Origin of the sequence: Nonomuraea deserti, from assembly GCF_004348685.1 — a bacterium.
Lineage (GTDB): Bacteria > Actinomycetota > Actinomycetes > Streptosporangiales > Streptosporangiaceae > Nonomuraea > Nonomuraea deserti.
This window is the reverse complement of record NZ_SMKO01000090.1, coordinates 16,376-36,721: the sequence shown is the minus strand read 5'-3', so window position 1 is coordinate 36,721 and position 20,346 is coordinate 16,376. Positions and strand designations below refer to the sequence as shown.

The window sequence follows — 20,346 nt, the reverse complement described above, 5'->3', positions numbered from 1 at the left end:
TTGTGTATAAGAGACAGCCCGTACACGCGGGCGCTCATCGCCTCCATCCCCGGCGGCGGCCTGGACCTCCCGCCGGCCGACACCCTGATCAGCGGCGAACCGCCGTCGCCCGTCGACCCGCCGACCGGGTGCCGTTTCCGTACCCGCTGCCCGCGCGCGTCGGCCAGGTGCGCCGATGAGGAGCCCCGGATCCGGCGGGTCGGCGAGGACCACTGGCTCGCCTGCCACCACCCCACTGATTCACCGTAAGGAGCAGCATGGCCATCGACTTCACCCTCGCCCCCGAGCACGAGGAGATCCGCAAGCGGGTCCGAGCCTTCATCCAGGGCACCGTGGCCCCCGCCATGGAGGACCTGGAGGAGGGCGACCGCGACGCCTACCTCCGTACGATCTTCCACCTGCGCTCCCTCGCCAGGGCCGAAGGTTTGTGGCTGCCCCACATGCCGAAGGAGTGGGGCGGCATGGGTCTCGGCCACGTGGAGCTGGCCATGGTGCAGTCGGAGGCGGCGAAGACCCGCATCGGCCCGTGGGTGCTCAACTGCCAGGCCCCCGACGAGGGCAACATGCACACGCTGCTGCACTGGGCGAACGACGAGCAGAAGGAGAAATACCTCCGGCCCCTCCTCGAGGGCACCAAGATGTCGTGCTTCGCCATGACCGAGCCTGAGGTCGCGGGCTCCGACCCCACCCTGATCCGGACGACCGCCGTACGCGACGGCGACGAGTGGGTGATCAACGGCCACAAGTGGTTCATCTCCAACGCCCGGCGCGCCAACTTCGCGATCCTCATCGCCAGGACCGAGCAGGACGTGCCCGAGGGCTCGCGCGGCGCCAACACCGCCTTCCTCGTCGACCTGCCCGACCCCGGCTGGAACGACGTGCGCGAGGTCGAGACGATGCACGGCTCGACCGGCCACAGCGAGATCGTCATCGAGGACCTGCGCCTGCCCGTCAGCCAGATCCTCGGCGGCCGCGGCAACGGCCACCGCCTCGGCCAGTACCGTCTGGGCCCGGCGCGGCTCGCCCACTGCATGCGCTGGATCTCCCAGGCCGAGACCGCCCTGGACATGATGGTCGGCCGCGCGCTCACCCGCTACAGCCACGGGTCCCTGCTGGCCGAGAAGCAGGGCATCCAGTGGCTGATCGCCGACTCGGCCATGGAGCTCTACCAGTGCAAGCTGATGGTGCTGCACGCCGCCTCGAAGATCGACAAGGGCGGCGACTTCCGCACCGAGGTCTCGATGGCCAAACACTTCGTCGCGAACAGCCTCAACCGCATCATCGACCGGGCCATCCAGGTGCACGGGGCGCTCGGCTACTCGACGGACACGCCGCTGGCCAACATGTTCCAGCACGCCCGCTGGGCCCGCTTCGCCGACGGCGCCGACGAGATCCACCAGATGCGCATCGCCGAACGCACCATCGCCGCCTACCAGGCCACCGGCTCCACCGCCTCCGCCACCGGCGACCTGCCCCTCTGAGGTGTCAGCGGATCTTCTCCTCCTTCATTGATGATCGGCTGCCATGAAAGAAGATATATGAGACGGGCAACCTCGCTGCTCAGATGGTCACCTGAGGAGCGGGAAGCGGGACGATCTCGCGCTCGTAATAGCCGCCGAGGTCCTCCCCCGCGGCGAACAGCTTGTCCAGCTCGCCCCGGCAGGCGGCGATCACCTCCTGGTCGTCGATCCGCCGGGCGCCGCTGTGGATGCCCAAGGCGTCGTACGTCACCTCGTACATCACGGAGGTCCCCAGCACCACCAGCTCGGGCAGCCGCCGGTCGATCTCCAGATCGGCGACCTGCTGGGCGGCGAGCACCCGCACCTCCTCGCCCGCCGCGCCGCGCAACGCCAGCACGTGCATCTCCCACCGCAGATAGGAGGTGACGGGCGGCTCGACGATCCGCAGCCGCCGGCGCGCGAACCCTCGGGACGCGGCGCGCCCGTCGTCGATCAACTTGAGTGAGCGGTCGCGATCGCCCTCCGTCAGCGCGGCCCATCCCGGCCCGCCGGCTTCGGAGAAGCTCTGCACCCGCTCGACCTTCCACAGCACGTCGTCCATCCGGCGGTAGCTCGGCCAGAAGTCGTCGAGGTAGTCGTCGGCGCTCAGCGAGACGGCCGGTATCTCGTGGATGCGCTCAAGCATGGAGACTTCCCTCGTGGCCGGGCATCGCTGCAGGTCGTTACCGTGCCTATCACCGGCCAGGTCCCGGATAAACGGATGCGGCGGGGCGGCTAGCCTGGTGCGGTGCGTGGACGCTCGGACCAGACCCAGCTCATCGTGCTGCGCGGCAACTCCGGCTCGGGCAAGACCACGGTCGCGCGAGCCATCCGCGACGCCTACGACCGGCGCGGCCTGGCCATCGTCAGCCAGGACGTGGTGCGCCGCGAGATCCTGCGCGAGCTCGACCAGCCCGGCGGCGTGAACATCGGCCTCATCGACACCATCACCCGCTACGCCCTCGACCACGGCCACCACGTCATCCTGGAGGGCATCCTCACCAGCGGCAGATACGGCGACATGCTGACCGCCCTGCGCCGCGACCACCCGGACCGCAGCCACTTCTTCTACCTCGACGTCTCCTTCGAGGAGACCCTGCGCCGCCACGCCACCCGCCCCCAGAACAGGGAGTTCGGGGCGGACATGATGCGCGACTGGTACGTCGAACGCGACCTGCTCCCCGGCGCCGGCGAGATCATCATCGACCAGACCAGCTCGCTGGAGGAGACGGTCAGGCGGATCATGTCGCGCACGCTCACCACGGCACCGTCCGCGCCTCCCCGAAATCCTCCGGCGCGATCCCGCCGTCCCTGACGTGGCGCGTGATCAGCTCCAGCGCCTCGTCCACGGTCACGTGCCGATCACTATGCCACCCGGCCGAGACAGGAAAGCTCCTCCTGGGGCTCGAGATAGCGCCGCATCACCGGACGCCAGCGGTTGCCGCCGGGCAGTGCCCGCATCGCCGCCATCCCGATGCAGTATTTGCTCACGTTGACCGGCCGCACCCCCATCCCGCGCAGCACCCTGTCGACCAGGGCCCTGCCGTCGGCCGACTTCGACTCCAGCAGCACCAGGTCGCGCCGGGCGGGCACGCGCCGGTGCCCGTCGTGGCAGAGCAGCCCCGTGTCGCAGGTGAGCCGGGCCGCCCCCGCCCGGTCGATGAGCGTCACGCGCCGGTAGTCGGTGGACAACACCGGCCCGAGCGCGGCGGGCGGGGTGAGGCGCAACTCCCCGAGCAGGGTGTTGTGCACGAAGTCGCGCGCCTCCTGGGTGAGGACGTGCGCGGGCACGCCGTCGTACGGGATGCGGTGTTTGTCGGTGCTGCCGCGCGCGCCGCCGAGCTTGAGCTCCAGCCACCGCCCGCCGCCGTCCAGGTAGGTGCGGGTACGGAGCTTGAACCTGCGCCGCCGCCCCTGCCGATGCTGGCGGAAGGTGAGCAGGTCGGGGGTGTCGAAGTAGGTCGAGGTGTAGCGGAACTGCCGTCGGCCGCCGATGCGGAGCACGGAGAACCGGTCCCCCAGTTCCCCCGCCAGCCGGGCCATGGTCGTGCCTGTCACGAGATATTTGCAGTCGACCCGGCTCATCAGCTCGGGCACGTCCGCCAGCCCGACCGGCCTGGCGGCCGCGGCCACCCCGGCGAGCAGCACGTCCGCGTCCGTCATCGCCGCGCTCCCGTCGTCCTGGGCGCCGTCTTGGGGACCGCGTAGCGCACGTCGACCACGGTCACGTCGCGTACGTAGTCGACCTGGGTGACCACGCAGTGCAGCACCCGCGCGCGCAGCCGGCTCTCCAGGTCCGCGTGGAGCAGGTCGGGGTCGGCGTGGACGACGTCCAGCGTCACGACCTGCTGCCGGGTGCGCCCGAGCAGCCCGGGATGGTCCGCGATATACATGATCGCCAGCAGCACGCCGTTCAGCAGCAGCGCGGTCAGCGGCCACGCCCCGGCCAGGCCGTTGACCAGCCCCAGCACGATCGCGATGAAGTAGTAGGCGATCTCCTGCTGGGTGATCTCGCTGGACCGCAGCCGGATGATCGACAACACCCCGAACAACCCGAACCCGACCGCGATGTCGACCCGCTGGACGAGCAGCAGCGACACCACGGCGAAGATGCCCACGTTGAGCGCGACGTAGGCGAACAGCAGGTCGCGCCGGTGGTGCCGCCGATAGTAGAGCCCGTAGGCCAGCGCGACGATCGCCGCGAGGTCCATCACCAGCCCGGTTGCCACGTTTTCTCCCTCTGTAGTGCCGTTGATGAACAGCCTCTACGTGTGGGGTGAAGCAACAGTGAGGTGATGATTAGGCGACTCTCATCCGGTAGCCGGTGCCGCGGACGGTCTCGATGCGCTCGGCGCCGATCTTGCGCCGCAGATAGCGTACGTACACGTCCACGACGTTGGAGCCCGGGTCGAAGTCGAAGCCCCACACGTGGCTGAGCAGCTGCTCGCGGGTCAGCACCTGGTCGGGATGGCGGCAGAAGATCTCCGCCAGCGCGAACTCCCTGGCGGACAGGTCGACCGCGCGGTCCCCGACGTACGCCCGCCGCGTGCGCAGGTCGAGCGACAGGTCCGACACCCGCAGCACGGTCACCTCGGGCGTACGCTCGGCGCGCAGCCGCAGCCGCACCCTGGCCAGGAGTTCCTCGAAGGCGAAGGGTTTGGCGATGTAGTCGTCGGCGCCGCCCTCCAGCCCCGCCACGGTGTCGCTCACGCTGTCTCGCGCGGTCAGGATGATCACGGGCATGGTGACCCGCGACTCGCGCAGCCGCCGCAGCACCGTGAACCCGTCGCTCAGCGGCAGCCCGATGTCGAGGATGAGCAGGTCGAACCCGCCCGCGCAGGCCAGGTCGTACGCGGCGACCCCGTCGCCGACCACGGCGGTCACGAAGCCGTTGGCCCGCAGCCCCTTCTCCACGAAGGAGGCGATCCTGGACTCGTCCTCGGCGATCAGAATGCGGTTCACCACTGCCTCCACAACTGCCGCAGCGGCAGGGTCATGACAAAGCAGGCTCCTCCGCCCGGAGCCTCCGAGACTTTCACGTCGCCCCCATGGGCCTCGGCGATGGACTGGACGATGGCCAGCCCCAGGCCGGCCCCGTCGTGGGCGCCGGTGCGGCCCGTGCCGCGCACGAACCGCCCGAAGATGCGTTCGCGATCGGCGGGCGGCACGCCGGGGCCGCTGTCGCGTACCCAGAGCTCCACCTGCCGGTCGCGGACGGCGGAGCCGACGGCGATCAGGTCGCCGTCGGTGGTGTGGCGCACGGCGTTGGCCGCCAGCTGCATGAGCGCCTGCGTGAGCCGCTGGCGGTCGGCCGGGAGCCGCGCCTCGGCCACCTCGTCGACCCGCCACCGGCGTTCGCCGAGCGCGCGGGCCTTGGCGACCACGCTGACCGTCAGGTCGGCCAGCTCGACGTCGTCGACCGTCAGGAACCCCGGCTGCTCGGCCTTGGCGAGGGTGAGCAGGTCGTCGACGATGCGGTTCATGCGGTCGAGCTCGTCGGTGACCAGGGCGATGGTCTCCGCGCGGTCGGCGGGGTCGTCGCTCATGAGCTCCAGGTGACCGCGGATGACGGTGATCGGGGTGCGCAGCTCGTGGCCGGCGTCGTCCAGGAAGCGCCGCTGCCCGACGAACGCGCGCTCCAGCCGGTCGAGCATGTGGTTGAACGTCCCGGCCAGCGCGGCGACGTCGTCGTTGCCGGGCACGTCGAGCCGGCGCGTGAGGTCGGTGGAGTCGCTGATCTGCTCCGCGGTCTGCCTGACCAGCCGGACCGGGGCGAGCACGCGTCCGGCCACGAGCCAGCCGGCGCCGCCCGACAGCGCCATCGCGGCCAGCGCGGACAGCCCGAGCGTGCTGACCGCCTCCACGATCTCGTCGCGGTGGCGGTCGTAGAAGATCGCCACGACGAAGTGGCCCTTGCGGGAGTCGCCGTGCACGCGCACCGGGATCACGGCGTACTTGACCGGGCCTTCCGCGCTCTCGACCGTGCCGCGCTCGGCCTCGGTGGCCTCGGCCATGTCGGCGACCAGCTCGGTGTCGGTGTCGATGCGTACAGGCGGCGGGATGGCGGTGACCTTGTGGGCCTCGCCGTCGATGATGCTGAAGAAGGTCTCCCACCGGTCGGGCGTGTTGACCGACAGGTATCCGTCGAGCAGGTCTTCGAGTGCGGCGAACGAGTGGCCGGTCTCCGGGTGGACATAGGCGCGCAGCTTTTTCACCTCGTTGCTGATCTCGAGGTTGATCCGGCTGTCCAGCCGCGCGAGCAGGATGGACCAGGTCGCGAAGATCGATACTGACAGGGCGAGGCCGACGACGGCGAGCATCCAGCCCACGATCCGGGCACGGGCGCTCACCCGCATGTGACCTCCACGTCAGTCGTCATCGCCGCCACCATCATCGCCGTCATCGTCATCGTCGTCGTCATCGCCGCCGCCCGGTCTCGGCGAGGGTGGCCTGACCGGCTCCGCCTTCGTCCTGCGCGGCGTGGGGCCGGCGCTGTGGCGGGGGGTGTTCTTGGACGGGGAGCCGGAGACGGCGGGCCGGGAGGTCTTCTGGCCGCTCGGGGTGGGATCGGACGTTCGGGGATCGTACGTGCTGTGCCCGTCCGGTGAGGGCGTCACCACGACGGGCCCGCCCAGATCGGGCTCCTCGGCCGCCTGCACCAGCCCCACCGACATGAATCCCGCCACGGCCGCCGCCAGGACGAGGAGGATCACCGTTCCCCGCTGCTTCATGGGGTCGAGCATGGCGCCCTTCGAGGAGACCACGCTGAGGTCCGGATGAGAAAACTCTCATCTGAGGCCCGCGCCGGCGCCGTAGAATCATGTTCTGGTACCGGCCGATCGGCTCGGGCTCGGGAGGAGCACGGATGCGCGTACAGGGCAAGGTCGTCGTCGTCACGGGCGCGGCCGGCGGGATCGGCAGGGCGATGGCCCGCAGGTTCGCCGCGGAGGGGGCGGCGGGCGTGGTGGTCGCCGACCTCGACGCCGCCGGGGCGACCGCGGTGGCCGAGGAGATCGGCGACCGGGCGGCCGCCGTACGCGTGGACGTGTCGTCGGAGCAGGAGGTCGCCGCGCTCGTCGACACCCCGTTCGGCCCCGTCGACCTGTTCTGCTCCAACGCCGGCATCATCGACGGCCACGGCCTGGACGCCTCCGACCAGGACTGGAACCGCCTCTACGCGGTCAACGTGCTGGCCCACGTCTACGCCGCCCGCGCCGCCGTGCCGTCCATGATCGCTCGCGGCGGGGGCTACCTGCTCAACACCTGCTCGGCGGCCGGGCTGATCAGCTGCCCCGGCGACGCGCCGTACGCGGTGACGAAGGCGGCGGCGATCGCGTTCGCCGAATGGCTGGCCATCCACTACGCCTCCAAGGGCATCGGGGTCAGCGTGCTGTGCCCGCAGGGGGTGCGTACGGCGATGCTGGAGCAGGGCCTGGACAGCGACCACCTGACCGCCCGGGCCGTCGGCGCGGCCGCGCCCATCCTGGACGCGGCGGACGTGGCGGGCGCGGTGATCGAAGGCCTGGGGGCGGAGCGGTTCCACATCTTTCCGCATCCGGAGGTGGCGGAGTACGTACGCCGCAAGGCCGAGGACCCCGACCGGTGGCTCACCGGCATGTCCCGGTTCGTCGACTCGCTGACGGAGGGCGGAAGCGCCTGACGCGACGGAGACCGCGAACCACCCCGCGCCCGGGAGGAGTCAGGAGCCTGCGGCGCCCTGGGCGTCGTCCGCTCGGCGCAGGTCGCAGGCGGTTGCGGCTGGTGGACACGAAGGCCCCGTTTCCCGCCCCGAGGTGTCGGTAACCTTCATGGACAGACCGGCGCCCGTTGCGAAGTCGACGGCGGCGTACCGCAGCATGGCCTGCGGCAGCTGCCGGTAGATGAGCGTGATCCGCATACGCTGCTGAGCCAGCCGGGCCGCGACCGCCCCCGCGGTGATCCCGCCGGCCCAGATCGCGGTCACGAGCCTCACGATCGACGCGACCACCACGACCAGCGTGGCGAGGATCATCATCTGGGCGTACTCGATCTCGGTGGCGGCGTCCTTGAACTGCGTGCCCATGGCCCGGCTCCACCGGACGCACGGACGGGCCGGGCCCCGGCAGGGGCCCGGCCCGCCAGCCATGAACGACCGTCAGATCGGACCATCGGCCGTCCGGGATCGGCAGCGCGGCGATGGCCTCCGCCTCTGGCGGTATGGACCGTGGCAGGCCTTCTCGCTACACCGGGCAGCTGGGGCCGAGGCGCTGCCAGGGCGAGCAGTTGTCGGCGGAAGACGAGCAGCACAGCCTCCTGTGCCAGCCGTTCGTGAAGCACTTGTACTGGTATGCGCAGATCGCCGACGCCTTCTCTTCCGGAAGTACCAGCGCCAGAGCCCTGTCGATGAGCACTCTCACGTCCTGCCTCCTCGTATCGCCTACCTGGTGACGGTTGAGGCGATTATCGGGGCGGGCACTGGCCGCCGGTTAGCGCGGCGATAGCGCGCTCCGCACCAGGGACCCGGGACCGGCTACCGGGTCGTCCCACCGTCACGTGGCGGCTCGCCGCCGGCGGATGAAGATCACCAACGCCGACGTACCCGCGACGAGGAGAGCGCCGATGATGATCACGGGCGGGATGACGTCCATCCGCTCCTCGACGACGCCAGGAAGCCGGAACATGCCGGGCCCCACCGCGAACGTCCCCGAGTCGTCAATGGCACCGCAGGTGATCGTGTACGTGCCCGGCGGCACCGGATCCTCGGAGGTGAGGGTGACGACCCAGTCCTTTCCCCCGGCGGTCGTGCTCGGGCCCGGGCTGTGGTCGAGCTCGACCGCCTGGCCCGCGGAGTTCTTCACCTCGCAGAAGGTCGCGTAGTTGGGCGGCTCCCTATAGATCGCCAGGCCCTCGCGGTCGAGCCGCACGGTCTGCACCTGCCCCGCCCGGAGCTCGGCGACGGGATCGGGCGGCACCTCCAGCAGCCACCACAGCAGCCACATACCGGCCGCGACCACGGCCAGAACGCCAACGGGCACCAGGTACCAGAGCGCCGACGGCCGCGGGGATCTCTCAGACCGTGGGTATGCCATGCGAGGGAGATTAGCGACGCGACAGCACGAACAGGACCCTTCGCCGAAGCTGGAACGCCGGAAAAGTAATGTCCCGCGTCGCCTACATGTTCCTGCTGATCACTTCCGGCGTGTCCGGGTCGTCGCTGGTGTCGATGATCCGCCGCTCGTCCGCGCTGATCAGGTCGAGCCGGTCGAGGATGGCGGCGCATCTGCTGCGGCACCTCCTGGCCTGGTCGCGGTCGCCCAGGTCGCCGTGGGCCTGACCGAGCCCCCACCAGTGTTCGGCCTCGAGAGGCGTCTCCAGCATGTTCGCCGTACGGTCGGCGTCCAGGGCCGCGAGGTAGCGCTTCACGGCGGCCGCGGGCACCCCCGACATGCGGTCGATCTCGGCGAGATGGCCCAGGGCCACAGCCACCCCGGTCGCGTTCCCCACCTCTTCGGCGATGGCCAGCGACTCGGTGTGCGCTTCGACGGCGTGGCCGTGCCGCCCGGCCTTCTGGTAGGCGTTGCCGAGGTTGGTGAGCGTTATCCCCTCGATGAACCGGTTGCCCTGCTTCCTGTCGCGTTCGAGGGCCTCGTGGAACGAGCCGATGGACTCGTCGAACCGTCCCAGCTTGCTGTAGGCGACCCCGAGAAGGTTGAGCTGGCTCGACGCCTCCCGCAGGTCTCCGATCTCCCGGTACGCCGCCAGCGCCGCCTGCAGATGGGTGACACCCTCCTCGAGGTTGCCGAACCGGGTCAGGGCTGCGCCCAGGTCGCTGTGAGCCACCGCCTGACAGCGGGCATCGTCCGTACGGCCGGCGGCCTCGACGGCGAGCCGCCCGATGACGATCTGCTCCCTCCACCGGCCGCGCAGGTAGAGCGGCGCGTAGAGCGCGGTGGCCAGGCCCACCGCCAGGTAGGGGGCGGCGGCCTGGCGCACCATCGCGGGCAGGTTGCGTGCCTCGGTGTCGATCCAGGCGTAGACGTCGTCCGCGCTGTCCAGGGCCAGGCCGGGCTGGTCCGCCTGAGGGCCGAGGTCGAGCAGCCGCGTCCGACGCGCGGCGGCGACCACCTTGGTGGCCGTGCGGGCGGTGCCCAGATACCAGTGCAGCACCCGCTCCACGGCCTGCCGGCTCTCCTCCTCGGTCTCCTCCTCCAGCACCCGCTCACGGGCGAACAGCCGGAGCAGGTCGTGCATGCCGTACCGGCCGGGGCTGCGCGTCTCGGCGAGCTGGGCGTCGGCGAGCTGGTCGAGGAGGGATCCGGCGCGCCCGACCGGCACGCCGGCGAGGGCGGCGGCAGCATCCACCCCGACGTCGGCGGTGTCCAGCAGGCTCGCCAGCCGGAACATGCGGGCCGCCAGGTAGTCGAGGTCGCGGTAGCTGGGCATGAAGCTCGTACGGACCGCCCGGTCGTCGATCTCCAGCTCCGCCAGGCGGTTCTCCTCGGCGGCGAGCCGGTCGGCCAGGGTCCGCACCTTCCAGCCGGGACGCCCGGTCAGGCGGGCGGCGGCGATGCGAATGGCCAGGGGCAGGGAGCCGCACAGGCGTACGACCTCGGCCGCGGCGTCGGGCTCCGCGGCCACCCGGGCGGGGCCGAGCAGCCGGGCGAGCAACGCGTGCGCGTCGTCTTCCCGCAGGACGTCGAGCCGCTCGTGGACCGCGCCGTCCACGGTGGTGAGCATCTTCCTGCTGGTGATCAGCACCCCGCAGGTCGGGCTGGCGGGTAACAACGGCCGCACCTGAGCGGCGTCGACGGCGTTGTCGAGGACCAGCAGCACGCGCCTGCGCTCGGTGACGGTGCGCAGCCGTGCCGCCGCCTCGTCGGTGTCGGCCGGTATGGCGGAGCTCCCGACGCCGAGCGAACGCAACATCCGGCTGAGCGCTTCGATCGGCTCGAGTGCCTTGACCCCAGGGGTGGAGCCGTGCAGGTCGACGTAGAGCCGGCCGTCGCCGTAGCGGTCCGCGACCTGGTGCGCGACGTGCACGGCGAGGGCGGACTTGCCGATCCCGCCCGGCCCGGCGACGGCGCAGACGGCTGCGGAGCGGCGGCCGGGCTCCGTCAGGGCGGCACACAGCCGCGCGGCCTCGGCCGATCGGCCGGTGAACGCGTCCATGTCGGCGGGCAGCTCAGCCGGTACGGCGGCCTCCCCCACTTTTACCGCCGGCACGGCGGCATCGCGGACCTTCACCGCCGCTACGGGGGCCTCCCCCGCCCTGACCCCCGGCTCGGCCCGCCCGGGAACTGAGTCGCCGCGCAGCACGGCCTGATGCAGATCCCGCAGCTCCGGGCCCGGCTCGACTCCCAGCTCGTCCACGAGAGCCTGCCGGGTCCGCTGGTAGGCGCGCAGGGCTTCCGCCTGCCGACCGGCCCGGTACAACGCGACCATGAGCTGTGCCGTGAACCGTTCCCGCATGGGGTGATCGCCGACGAGCGCGTGCAGCTCAGGGATGACGTCGGTGTGCCGGCCGAGGGAGAGCTCGGCGGCCAGCCGGTCATGGAGCGCTTCCAGCTTCAGCTCCTCCAGCCTGGCCGACTCCTCGCCGAGCGGCGGGCAGTCGGTCAGGCCCGCATAGGCCGGGTCCCGCCACAGATCGAGCCCCTCACGCAGCAGCGTGGCTGCGCCGGCGGCGTCCTCTTCCGCCATGGCCCGCCGACCGCGCGCCAGGAGCTCCTCGAAGCGCTGCGAGTCCAGCTCGCCCGGATGTACGGCGAGCATGTAGCCGTGCCTGGTCGACGTGAGCCGGACCGGCCCGAAGGCCTGCCGCAGGTTGTGCACGTAGAGCCGGATGCTGACCTTCGACGACGAAGGGGGTGCGCCATCCCACCACAGCGCGTCGAGGAGCCGCGACGGGGAGACGGGCCGGTTGGCCGAGCAGAGCAGTAACCCGAGCAGCATGCGCTGCTTGCGCGGACCGATGTCGACAGGCCCGACCCCGGTGGAGCCGGCTCCCGCCGGGGCGGTGACCTCGAGCCGACCGAGCACGCTGAAGGTCAATTCGGCCATGTGCGCAACCTTTCACAGCGGCACGTCTGACTGGACCCGTTGACGCCCGGCTCATACGCCCGGTCATACGCCGACACTAACACCCGTGTGCCACCGTCGATCTACCGCTTGGTGATCAGACTCACACCATCTCATCCGCCATCGCCCCGCGGCCACCCGTCGTGGCAAACGCCGTCAGGGCCGGAAGAACTCGATGGCGGACGACGGGGAAATGGAGGGAGAAGTGTCTCGCTCGCGGGTGATGACGCGGAGGGGTCGGCTCGCCGGTGGACGGGTGAATCGTGCGATCACCGTCACCGGTGGAGGACATCTCCGGTCCGACGCACACGTACTCGATCTCGGCGTCGCAGTCCTGGAGGTGCGCAGGTTCCACCCGCTCACCGTGCAACGCCAGGCGTATCGGCCGCACACCGCACACGAGGACGCGATCCACCTCATCGCGCCGATGTACGGCACCGTGAACACGACATCGGCCGGGCTGCGCAGCACCGTGACAGCCGGTGAGCTCTATGCGTACGACCTCGCCGGGCACGAGGAACTGACCCTGCGACCCGACGGTTGTGACGACCTGAAACTGGCCCTGCTCGCCATCCCGAAGCCGGTGCTGCCGCTGCGGGACGACGCGATCGCCGTCCTCCTCGGGCGCGGCATGCCCGTCGACGGCGGGCTGAGCGGGCTGCTCAGACAATTCATCGAGGACCTGTCCGACGAGAAGCTGTCACTCAGCCCGGGAGACGGGCCGCGACTGGGAATGGTGCTGGTGGACCTCGTGACGGCGTGCTTCTCCAGCCTGCTCGAATCGGGGCGCGGATCCCAGCCCGGCTCCCAGCGGCAGGCCCTCGGCCTGCGCCTGCGTACCTACGTTCAGAACCAGCTGCACGATCCCGAGCTCTGCCCCCAGTCGATCGCGGCGGCGCACCACATCTCGATCAGTTACCTCCACCGTCTCTTCCAGGAGCAGGGTTACACGGTCTCGGGATGGATACGCGAACAACGCCTCAGGCGCACAATTCGTGACCTTGCCGACGCCGCTCTGGCCGACGTGCCGATCCACGAGATCGGCGCCCGCTGGGGCTTCAGCCGTCCGTCCGACTTCAGCCGGACCTTTCGCGCGGCTTTCGGTGTGTCACCACGGCAATTCAGATCAGAACAGCTAGCCGAACCGTTCCGAGCCGCGCTACTTCCTGACTTCCGTTACCGCCACCTGACCCGTGGCACCGAGTGATCTGATTCGAGTTTCCGGACGAGCCACCTCGACAAGGAGCTCCAGTTGAAACAGAAGTTCAGCGCTCCTCTTCATCGGATCACCACGCTGCTCATCGCTCCCGCGACCGTCCCGGCACTGGCGGCTCCAGCCGGCGCACCCGCACGCCGCACCTCCATGACCAAGGAGAACAGCGCCGCCGCGTGATACGCGGCGGTACCCCGAAGAAACTGGCCAACGGCAACCTCCGTTTCTCCGCCGGATCGGGAACGCTCGGGCGTTACTTCGACACGAATTGCCCCTTCCACGGCGCCCACTACACCGCCGTGACCTTCTACGACGGCTCGGGCGAGAAACTCGCCGGACGGAAAGCCCAAAAGGTCTCCTTCATCTGCTGAGAGCCGCATCCGCCCGGCCGTCGGCCATAACGCCGAAACAGTGTTCCCCTGCACATGAGCCTGCACGAAGCCTGCACACGAAGCCCGCACATGAGGCCTGCACATGAGGCCTGATGAACACCCGAAAGGACGACCGACATGATGAGAGGACTCGCCGCCGCGGCCTGCGCGGCGTTCGGACTGATGACCGTCACCGCCGCGCCCGCCATGGCCGCGGAGGGCCGCCTGGTCCTGCGCGGTGCCGAGACGACCTCGGTGCTGACCGACCCCCGCCCGGGCTGCTACCGCGCCTCGGCCCCCTTCACCACCGTGGCGAACGACACCGACACGGCCGTCACCGTCCACAGCCGGCCGGGCTGCACCGGCCCTTCGCAGTTGGTTCCCCCGGGCCGCACCACGGCGGTCGGCGAACGTCTCAGCGTCTCCGTTCCCACCTGATCGGAAAGCGGCACCTCCACGGCGCCCGCCGCGACCGGTGCGCGCCGATCACCCTCGATGGCACGTTCGACGAAAGGTTCACCATGGGCAAGAAACTCAGAGCGGCGAGCGTCCTCACGGCCGCCTGCCTCACCGCCACCGGCATCGGCGCCCTGCCGGCCTCGGCTGCGACAGCAGCAGACAAATGCTCGACGTACGCGGCCGGCGGCCCGTCCGCCGCGCCCGGCGAGCCGCCCAAGAAGGTGTACGCCCACATCCGCGCGACGTGCCAGAACGTCTACGGCGTGAAGCTCGAGATGACGCTCTACCGGAACGGCGAGAAAGTGGGCTCGAAACAGATCTGCCAGGACGGCCCGGACAGGTTCCCGTCCGACATGACGTGCGAGGTGAACCTGCGGGTCAACAGGCCGAAAACCAGCAACTGGCAGATCAAGGGCAAGATCACCTACATCTACAACTTAACCGTCCGCGAATCTCGCTCGATCAGCAAGTCGTTCAGGGCTTAGGGGGCCGGCATGACCAGACATCGGATGGGCCTCGCCGCGCGCCTCAGCACCATCACCGCCGCCGTCAGCTTGGCCGGGGCCGCCGCTCTCGCCTCGCCCGCCGGAGCTGTGACCCTCGACAAACCGCCTCCCGGCTGTACGGTCGCCGTGAAGACCATGGAGAACCATTCCGTCGGCCAGCGCACGATGGTCGGCCGGGCCACCGTCAAGTGCAAGTCGGCCCTCCGCCCGCTGATCTCACTCAGCCTGCACAAAGGCGACAAGGTCAAAGCGAAAGGCCGCAAGGACTGCGGGAAGGATCTCACATGTGTCGGCTGGACCGACACCGTCTTCCGGGCCTCGGGCAACGACTGGTGCACCCTCGCCGTCGTCAACTGGGGAGGGACAGAAACCATGAAGTGGGACTGCCTCTGAGTCAACGGCCGTCCCGCGATCCGAGGCCCGTCCCTTCGGCACCGAGCCGCCGAAGGGACGGGCCTTCGCCCATGACCGGGCGGGGCTACGCCGCGTCGCGCAAGGCTCGGATCGCCGCGAGCACCTCGGCCCGGTTTCCGGCCGACTTCATCCACGCGGGCAGCCGCTCCAGCATGCTCTGCGACCCCGCTGGGCGAGGCCGCTCACGCAACGTCGCGGCTGCGTACGCCTCCAGCAACTCCAGGTGGGCGGCGTTGTACGCCCACAACACCCGGCCGCAGCACGACCGCCGCAACCACAGGGGCAACCCGAAATAGGGATCGTCGGCGCCACCGAACGCCGGCACCGCGAGCACACCGCGAGGGGTGAAGTAGGCGTCCCCCGCGCCGACGCGCCAGCGCTGCGGCGTCCATGCGGCGACATGACCGCACGCGGGACACGTCAGCCGATGCGGCGCCGTCAACCAGCCGACGGCGTACGTGTGCCCGTCACGGTGACCAGGATGCACGGCCACCAGCGCGCGAGCGTCGCACCGCGGGCAACGGACCAGAATCTCCCTGGCGAAGTGCCACAGACGGACACCAGGGTCCCGGAACCGGCGCCCGCCGCCCGGCTCAGCCTCCATGGGATCCATCCTGCCACCCGCCGGTTCACTACCGCTCGGCCTTGGCCGCGAGTCTCTGGTCCGCCGGGCAGCGGAGGCCCTGCTGAGGCACGGTCAGCGAGATCAAGTACTTGTCCATCGCCACCGTGGTGCACTCGGTCCTGCCGTAGACGCCGTGGCCCCAGCCCTCGTAGTTGATCAGCACGGCCTTGGGGCCGAGTTGGCGGGCCACGTCGGCCGACCACGCGTACGGCGTGGAGGGGTCGTGCATGGAGGCGCCCACCAGCAGCGGAGCACTGCCCGTGTACCGCAGCCGGTGCTGCGGGTTGTTGACCGGGTGGCCCTGACACCTCGGCATGTCACCCATCGGCATCGGGTTGTACCGCATGTCGGGGGCCGCCGCGTTGGCGCTGCGCATGACATCGGCGTACACGTTGTAGCTCCGGAGCGACAGGTTGAAGTCCTCGCAGAGAATCGCGGTGGGGAATTCGGCGAACTCACCGCCCACGGGACCGTTGCCGGGAGGGCCCGGCATGTCATCCGGCACCGGCCCGCCGTCGAGGGCGCGGAGCGCCTTGGCCTCCTGCTCCCAGTCCGGCCCCTCGTTCATCACCACGCCCAGCCAGAGGAGGTTGTGGGCGCTCACCGGCCGGTCGGGAACCCCCGGCCAGGACAGCTTGCCGCGATCCGCCTTCACGAGCAGTCCCTTCCACAGGGCCCGGACGTCGCGCCCGTGCAGGACGCAGCCGGAGTCCCGGGCACACCAGGCGACGAACTCGTCGAAGCTGTCCTGGACGGCGGCCGCCTCGCTCACCTGGAACGCTTTGGCGTTCAGGCTGTGGTCCATGTTGCTGTCCAGCACCATGGCCCGGACCCGGTTCGGGAACAGCTCGGCGTACATCTGCTGGGCGAGCGTGCCGTAGGAGACGCCGTACGAGGTCAGCTTGTCGTCGCCGAGCGCGGCACGAATGGCGTCCATGTCACGGGCCACGTTGGCCGAGTCGATGTGGTCGTACAGGGGGCCGGTGAGCTTCCGGCAGTCCGCGTGCAGCCTCTTGTCGAAGGCGATCCACTTGTCGTGGTCGGCCTGGCTGGTCATGACCTCGTACGGCATCCTGTTGTACACCGAAGCCGAGCAGGTCACCGAGCCGCTGCGGCCGACGCCCCGTGGGTCGTAGCTGACGATGTCGAACCGCCGCCGCACATCCTTGCTGAACCCGGAAGAGCGAAGGATGTCGTTCACGCCGGAGTTGCCGGGTCCGCCCGGGTTGGTCAGCAGGGACCCGATCCGCGCGGAGGGGTCGGTGGCCTTGCGCCGGGCGAGGGTCAGGTCGACGGTTGGGCCGTTCGGCTTGGACCAGTCGATCGGTACGGCCAGCGTGCCGCACTCGACGGTGGGCTCTTCCGCACACGGTGCCCAGGCGATGCCGCGCTTCCCGACGATCTCCGTGGCTTTCCCTCCGAGGGCCGCCGCGTTGGCCGCCGCGCTCATCGCGGCGGTCAGAAAAGCCGCCATCACCACGAAGGCGGTGGCGAGCGTGGACAATCCTCTCCGCACTTTGCTCCAATCGTCGATCGGCGGACCTGGTCGCGCACACGGAACACGACCGACCTCAACCCGGCGCATCCGCCAGCCGTACAGAGCGGAAACAGAGGCTCGCCGATAGTCGGCTGCAGGCTTCTGAACTGGTCTTATATCGCTGCAGGATCATCAAAGCCTGCTATTTTTGATCTTCTGGCCCTCGCATTCAACAGGACGTGATCCTCATTTCGTCCTTGGTTCCGCCTTGCCTCCTTCGGGTGGCGACGGCGACCGGCCTGACGTCGGCGACCGAACAACGCGCCTTCCGGCTGGCCCGCCTGGCAGGAGCTGATGCCTCACCTGCGCGCCCCTGCTGTCCATGGCGCCCAAGGCCCTCGAAGAGAGGGCTCTGGTCGAGCTGGCCGAACTCGTTAGCCGCGCGTGCGGGGCACTCCGGGCGAGCGGCTATTACGCCGCCGCCGCGGACCTCGCGACGCTCGCGCTGCGGCAGGCCGGCGGTCTGGGGGCGGACCATCCGTGCGTCCTCGCCCTGCGCCACCAGCGTGGCGCCGCGTGGGCGTGCATGACGCGCGCCGTCGAGGCGGAGGCGGAACTCGCCCAGGTCCTGCGGGCACGGGCCGAGCTGCTGGGCGAGGAGCATCCTGACACGCTGGCGACCCGGCACGACTTCGGGTTCGCCCTCTTCGAGCAGGGACGGTACGTCGAGGCCCACAGCTGCTACGAGCGGACGCTGTCCACGAGGACGCAGGTGCTGGGCCCCGACCACCCGGACACCCTCACCACCTGGCACGAAATCGGGCGTGCCCTCGCCGTGCGCGCACTCCTCAACGAGGCCGAAGCGGTGTGCCGAAGGGTGGTGGAGGCGCGCGCCCGTGTCCTCGGGCCTGAGCACCCTGACACCCTGGCCAGCCGGTTCTACCACATCCGGGCGGTCGGCGATCTCGGCGACTACGCCACGGCGGAGAAGGGCTACGCCGACCTCCTCGCCGCGCGTGTCCGCGTCATCGGACCGGATCACCATCTCACGCTGCGCACACGTTTCAACATGCTGATGAACGTGGCCCTGCAGGCACCCGCGAGGCCGCGCGGGGCATGGCCGACCTGGCGGCCTACCAGGCCAGGGCCCTCGGCCCGGCGCACCCCGACATCCTGCTCACCAGGTCGAACCGGGCCTGGATGCTTCGCGACATCGGCCAGGAGACCGAGGCCGAGCAGGAACTCGGCACGATCAGGGAAACAGCGCAGCGGGTGTGGGGCGAGAACCACATCTACACCCTCGACATCCGCTACGAGCTCGCGCGCACATGGCGGGTCACCGGTGCTCACGATCGAGCGGAACGCGAGTTGCGCGACGTCCTGCGGCGCCAGGTCCGCGTGCTCGGACCGAGGCACCCGCAGACGATCGCGACCCGGTACGAGGTCGCCCGCGTCCTGGAGGAACGAAGCCTCTGGGACCAGGCGTGCCGCGAATACCGTGCGGTGCTGGAGCTGTACACGACCACGTGCGGCCCCGACCACCCGCAGACCAGACGCGCGGAGGAGCGCCACAAAAGAGCGTCCTCGAAAAATACTGACACGTAGCTCAGTGCGTGCAGAGCCACGTCGATGGCGATGTGATCGAGGCGGCATAATTCCGCCGACCGTACTGACGAACGAGCTCAGACTTTATGATTCGACGGGCAGGAGCTGGAAACGCAGCCAAGGGTCTGGTCATGGTCGTCGGAAAGTACAACCGTTCGGCAACCGGGGAAGCCAAGCCCTCGAATTTCACCGCCAGAATGCGCCATCCCGCCGGCTCCCCCACCCGACGTCCCTCCTGGTCAGACGGACTTCCCCTGGTCACCGACTGTGCCGGTGCACGGCGCCCGATTCTTCGACCTCGTGAACTGTCCTGCGAGCAGCCGTGTCATCACCGGCCGATCGAGTGATAGCAGTAATGACCCCCACCACGGCAGTCGGCGGATGCCGGGGCGCTTATCACGCCGAGTACGGAGGCTGCGGCGATGCAGACCGCCGCCGTGCGTAACGCCATTCTTCTGAGCTTCACGACTCACTCCGATCATCCAGGAGGTTCGGACATCGACATGAATTATTGAACACCGGTCACGGAGATTAGTAAATGTTTCATCTAAGTTGTGCGCACGATGAGGCTCCGATCGTCGCCGCGCGGACGGCCCGCGAACGGCTCGCGGACGGCTCGCGGACGGCCCGCGGACGGCGGGCTCACGGGTGGAATCGCTGCATGGCCTCGTGGGCGGAGTCCACGCTCCGCCGCAGAGCCTGCTCCAACTGGCCGGCGTCGGCGGCCAGGCGCTCCAACTCGGGCACCGCGAACGTGTCGGCCCCTGTCTCGGCCACCAGCTCCTCGTACTCGTGCGCCTCACCGCGCAGTTCCTCGATCTGGTGGCGGGCCATGTACGCGCGTTCGGCTTCGGCGACGTTGGCTGCGTACCGCTCCAGAGCCTCGACCCGGGCCAGCACCGCTGCCTCGCTGCTGTTCAGCGCCTGCGTCAAGGGAGCGGCCACGGCCTCCGCGTCGGGCGTCAGCCCCATCGAGACGGCCTTCGTGTGCCGGGCGCGCAGTGCCGACAGCTTGGCCAGCAGGCGGGCGATCTCCCACTCCTGCGCCGGCAGCATCACCGCGTTGCGCACGTCGTCGAGCAGTCCCTCGGCATTGACGCGGGAGCCGCTCACGGTGGCGATGGCTTGCTGCGCGCGGGCCATGAGCCTGCCGGCGGGCTCGTCGAGGTCGCCGGTGAACACGTAGCGGCCCTTGTACCAGCGGAGGTGCGCGAAGGCCTCCCGCTCGAACGTGTGCTCGTCCACCTCGTCCGTGGACCGGCTGTTGCGGCCGAGCAGCAACATCAGCAGCGGAATGGCGGGCAGCGCGAACAACAGCACGGCAAGCCCCGGGCTTATGAGGCCGAGGCTCAGCAGCAGGCCGAAGGTGGCCGCCGGACCGAACGTCGCCAGCATCCAATAGTGCAGGCCGGAAGACGGTCGCCAGAGCTTGGGGTCCCATCCTTGCCGCATCTTGATCAGAACGCGCCCGCTTTTCCTGAGCACCCGGGCGTCCTGCGGCGGTATTTCGGGGTCCAGGATCACATCCGCCACGGAGCCGGGTCCTTCGGGCAGCGAGTCGTCGAGGGGCCGGCGGAAGTTCTTACGCTTGCCGCGCCTCATGGCCTGCGTCCTCGGCGG

At 69.8% G+C, this 20,346-nt stretch carries 24 protein-coding genes and 1 pseudogene; 12 read left to right on the top strand and 13 right to left on the bottom strand.

All coding sequences use genetic code 11. From position 1 onward, the window contains the following. Positions 1-249: oligopeptide/dipeptide ABC transporter ATP-binding protein (locus tag E1292_RS28280; protein WP_342775701.1), on the top strand; the 249-nt coding region annotated here is incomplete at its 5' end. An 8-nt stretch (positions 250-257) separates the two neighbouring features. Continuing rightward, positions 258-1,481 carry an acyl-CoA dehydrogenase family protein gene (locus tag E1292_RS28275; RefSeq protein WP_132598300.1) on the top strand — a complete coding sequence of 408 codons (1,224 nt, stop codon included), beginning with the start codon at positions 258-260 and terminating at the stop codon, positions 1,479-1,481. A gap of 79 nt (positions 1,482-1,560) precedes the next feature. Here E1292_RS28275 and E1292_RS28270 read toward each other — a convergent pair whose 3' ends face one another. Continuing rightward, positions 1,561-2,145 carry a DUF6879 family protein gene (locus tag E1292_RS28270; protein WP_132598298.1) on the bottom strand — a complete coding sequence of 195 codons (585 nt, stop codon included), beginning with the start codon at positions 2,143-2,145 and terminating at the stop codon, positions 1,561-1,563. A gap of 102 nt (positions 2,146-2,247) precedes the next feature. Here E1292_RS28270 and E1292_RS28265 point away from each other — a divergent pair, with 102 nt between their 5' ends. Beyond that, complete coding sequence (locus E1292_RS28265; RefSeq protein ID WP_246090388.1) at positions 2,248-2,814, top strand: kinase; 567 nt, start codon at positions 2,248-2,250, stop codon at positions 2,812-2,814. 50 nt (positions 2,815-2,864) lie between these two features. Here E1292_RS28265 and E1292_RS28260 read toward each other — a convergent pair whose 3' ends face one another. The 5 genes from E1292_RS28260 to E1292_RS28240 form a co-directional block, all read right to left on the bottom strand. Next, entirely contained in the window at positions 2,865-3,662 is a 798-nt protein-coding gene (locus E1292_RS28260; RefSeq protein ID WP_132598296.1) for a polyphosphate polymerase domain-containing protein, read from the bottom strand. Next, the gene (locus tag E1292_RS28255) at positions 3,659-4,210 is read right to left on the bottom strand and encodes a DUF4956 domain-containing protein (RefSeq protein ID WP_132598314.1); all 552 of its coding nucleotides are present in this window, start codon (positions 4,208-4,210) and stop codon (positions 3,659-3,661) included. Before E1292_RS28255 ends, E1292_RS28260 begins: the two co-directional genes overlap by 4 nt. Positions 4,211-4,298: 88 nt before the next feature. Then, positions 4,299-4,961, bottom strand: a complete 663-nt coding sequence (locus tag E1292_RS28250) for a response regulator transcription factor (protein ID WP_132598294.1) — start codon at positions 4,959-4,961, stop codon at positions 4,299-4,301. Then, positions 4,958-6,355: a sensor histidine kinase gene (locus tag E1292_RS28245; RefSeq protein WP_220447095.1), complete on the bottom strand. Its 1,398-nt coding sequence runs from the start codon at positions 6,353-6,355 to the stop codon at positions 4,958-4,960. The genes E1292_RS28250 and E1292_RS28245 overlap by 4 nt, the downstream gene beginning before the upstream one ends. Before the next feature lie 12 nt (positions 6,356-6,367). Beyond that, entirely contained in the window at positions 6,368-6,730 is a 363-nt protein-coding gene (locus tag E1292_RS28240; protein WP_132598292.1) for a hypothetical protein, read from the bottom strand. 134 nt (positions 6,731-6,864) lie between these two features. Here E1292_RS28240 and E1292_RS28235 point away from each other — a divergent pair, with 134 nt between their 5' ends. Then, on the top strand, positions 6,865-7,659 hold the full coding sequence (locus E1292_RS28235; RefSeq protein ID WP_132598290.1) for an SDR family oxidoreductase: 795 nt from the start codon (positions 6,865-6,867) through the stop codon (positions 7,657-7,659). Between the two features lie 39 nt (positions 7,660-7,698). On the opposite strand, the gene E1292_RS28230 is transcribed toward E1292_RS28235, so the two are convergent. The 4 genes from E1292_RS28230 to E1292_RS28220 form a co-directional block, all read right to left on the bottom strand. Continuing rightward, positions 7,699-8,061 (bottom strand): hypothetical protein, encoded by a 363-nt coding sequence (locus E1292_RS28230; RefSeq protein ID WP_132598288.1) that lies wholly within the window; start codon positions 8,059-8,061, stop codon positions 7,699-7,701. Positions 8,062-8,218: 157 nt separating this feature from the next. Continuing rightward, the gene (locus E1292_RS51405) at positions 8,219-8,395 is read right to left on the bottom strand and encodes a hypothetical protein (RefSeq protein WP_165974781.1); all 177 of its coding nucleotides are present in this window, start codon (positions 8,393-8,395) and stop codon (positions 8,219-8,221) included. A 132-nt stretch (positions 8,396-8,527) separates the two neighbouring features. Next, positions 8,528-9,013 carry a hypothetical protein gene (locus E1292_RS28225; RefSeq protein WP_165974780.1) on the bottom strand — a complete coding sequence of 162 codons (486 nt, stop codon included), beginning with the start codon at positions 9,011-9,013 and terminating at the stop codon, positions 8,528-8,530. A 136-nt stretch (positions 9,014-9,149) separates the two neighbouring features. Further along, positions 9,150-12,038, bottom strand: a complete 2,889-nt coding sequence (locus tag E1292_RS28220; RefSeq protein WP_132598284.1) for an AfsR/SARP family transcriptional regulator — start codon at positions 12,036-12,038, stop codon at positions 9,150-9,152. A 193-nt stretch (positions 12,039-12,231) separates the two neighbouring features. On the opposite strand from E1292_RS28220, the gene E1292_RS28215 reads away from it, so the two are divergent. From E1292_RS28215 to E1292_RS28195, 6 genes are all read left to right on the top strand, one after another. Further along, entirely contained in the window at positions 12,232-13,263 is a 1,032-nt protein-coding gene (locus E1292_RS28215) for a helix-turn-helix transcriptional regulator (protein WP_132598282.1), read from the top strand. A gap of 45 nt (positions 13,264-13,308) precedes the next feature. Further along, positions 13,309-13,449 carry a hypothetical protein gene (locus tag E1292_RS51400; protein ID WP_165974779.1) on the top strand — a complete coding sequence of 47 codons (141 nt, stop codon included), beginning with the start codon at positions 13,309-13,311 and terminating at the stop codon, positions 13,447-13,449. Further along, complete coding sequence (locus E1292_RS28210; RefSeq protein ID WP_132598280.1) at positions 13,446-13,640, top strand: hypothetical protein; 195 nt, start codon at positions 13,446-13,448, stop codon at positions 13,638-13,640. The genes E1292_RS51400 and E1292_RS28210 overlap by 4 nt, the downstream gene beginning before the upstream one ends. Positions 13,641-13,778: 138 nt before the next feature. After that, a complete protein-coding gene (locus E1292_RS28205; protein ID WP_132598278.1) occupies positions 13,779-14,078 on the top strand; it encodes a hypothetical protein in 300 nt (99 codons plus the stop codon). An 83-nt stretch (positions 14,079-14,161) separates the two neighbouring features. Continuing rightward, positions 14,162-14,584, top strand: coding sequence for a hypothetical protein (locus tag E1292_RS28200; RefSeq protein WP_132598276.1), 423 nt, complete (start codon positions 14,162-14,164; stop codon positions 14,582-14,584). A gap of 9 nt (positions 14,585-14,593) precedes the next feature. Further along, on the top strand, positions 14,594-14,998 hold the full coding sequence (locus E1292_RS28195; protein ID WP_132598274.1) for a hypothetical protein: 405 nt from the start codon (positions 14,594-14,596) through the stop codon (positions 14,996-14,998). Between the two features lie 85 nt (positions 14,999-15,083). On the opposite strand, the gene E1292_RS28190 is transcribed toward E1292_RS28195, so the two are convergent. Both E1292_RS28190 and E1292_RS28185 read right to left on the bottom strand, forming a co-directional pair. Beyond that, on the bottom strand, positions 15,084-15,623 hold the full coding sequence (locus E1292_RS28190; RefSeq protein ID WP_132598272.1) for a hypothetical protein: 540 nt from the start codon (positions 15,621-15,623) through the stop codon (positions 15,084-15,086). Positions 15,624-15,651: 28 nt separating this feature from the next. Further along, entirely contained in the window at positions 15,652-17,160 is a 1,509-nt protein-coding gene (locus tag E1292_RS28185; RefSeq protein WP_165974778.1) for an alpha/beta fold hydrolase, read from the bottom strand. Between the two features lie 343 nt (positions 17,161-17,503). Between E1292_RS28185 and E1292_RS55870 the strand changes: the two are divergent. Further along, positions 17,504-17,983: pseudogene (locus tag E1292_RS55870) on the top strand (tetratricopeptide repeat protein); the annotation flags it as partial. A 254-nt stretch (positions 17,984-18,237) separates the two neighbouring features. Further along, positions 18,238-18,726: a tetratricopeptide repeat protein gene (locus E1292_RS28175; protein ID WP_132598268.1), complete on the top strand. Its 489-nt coding sequence runs from the start codon at positions 18,238-18,240 to the stop codon at positions 18,724-18,726. A 642-nt stretch (positions 18,727-19,368) separates the two neighbouring features. On the opposite strand, the gene E1292_RS28170 is transcribed toward E1292_RS28175, so the two are convergent. After that, positions 19,369-20,328: a hypothetical protein gene (locus E1292_RS28170; RefSeq protein WP_246090386.1), complete on the bottom strand. Its 960-nt coding sequence runs from the start codon at positions 20,326-20,328 to the stop codon at positions 19,369-19,371. Between the last annotated feature and the right edge of the window lie 18 nt (positions 20,329-20,346).

Excerpts from the sequence above, each read along its gene's own strand:
- E1292_RS28245 (WP_220447095.1), bottom strand. The coding sequence starts at position 6,355 with ATGCGGGTGAGCGCCCGTGCCCGGATCGTGGGCTGGATGCTCGCCGTC.
- E1292_RS28175 (WP_132598268.1), top strand. The coding sequence starts at position 18,238 with ATGGCCGACCTGGCGGCCTACCAGGCCAGGGCCCTCGGCCCGGCGCAC.
- E1292_RS28260 (WP_132598296.1), bottom strand. The coding sequence starts at position 3,662 with ATGACGGACGCGGACGTGCTGCTCGCCGGGGTGGCCGCGGCCGCCAGG.
- E1292_RS28270 (WP_132598298.1), bottom strand. The coding sequence starts at position 2,145 with ATGCTTGAGCGCATCCACGAGATACCGGCCGTCTCGCTGAGCGCCGAC.
- E1292_RS28240 (WP_132598292.1), bottom strand. The coding sequence starts at position 6,730 with ATGAAGCAGCGGGGAACGGTGATCCTCCTCGTCCTGGCGGCGGCCGTG.
- E1292_RS28190 (WP_132598272.1), bottom strand. The coding sequence starts at position 15,623 with ATGGAGGCTGAGCCGGGCGGCGGGCGCCGGTTCCGGGACCCTGGTGTC.
- E1292_RS28200 (WP_132598276.1), top strand. The coding sequence starts at position 14,162 with ATGGGCAAGAAACTCAGAGCGGCGAGCGTCCTCACGGCCGCCTGCCTC.
- E1292_RS28215 (WP_132598282.1), top strand. The coding sequence starts at position 12,232 with ATGGCGGACGACGGGGAAATGGAGGGAGAAGTGTCTCGCTCGCGGGTG.
- E1292_RS28235 (WP_132598290.1), top strand. The coding sequence starts at position 6,865 with ATGCGCGTACAGGGCAAGGTCGTCGTCGTCACGGGCGCGGCCGGCGGG.
- E1292_RS28220 (WP_132598284.1), bottom strand. The coding sequence starts at position 12,038 with ATGGCCGAATTGACCTTCAGCGTGCTCGGTCGGCTCGAGGTCACCGCC.
- E1292_RS28275 (WP_132598300.1), top strand. The coding sequence starts at position 258 with ATGGCCATCGACTTCACCCTCGCCCCCGAGCACGAGGAGATCCGCAAG.
- E1292_RS28195 (WP_132598274.1), top strand. The coding sequence starts at position 14,594 with ATGACCAGACATCGGATGGGCCTCGCCGCGCGCCTCAGCACCATCACC.
- E1292_RS28205 (WP_132598278.1), top strand. The coding sequence starts at position 13,779 with ATGATGAGAGGACTCGCCGCCGCGGCCTGCGCGGCGTTCGGACTGATG.
- E1292_RS28230 (WP_132598288.1), bottom strand. The coding sequence starts at position 8,061 with ATGGGCACGCAGTTCAAGGACGCCGCCACCGAGATCGAGTACGCCCAG.
- E1292_RS28170 (WP_246090386.1), bottom strand. The coding sequence starts at position 20,328 with ATGAGGCGCGGCAAGCGTAAGAACTTCCGCCGGCCCCTCGACGACTCG.
- E1292_RS28255 (WP_132598314.1), bottom strand. The coding sequence starts at position 4,210 with ATGGACCTCGCGGCGATCGTCGCGCTGGCCTACGGGCTCTACTATCGG.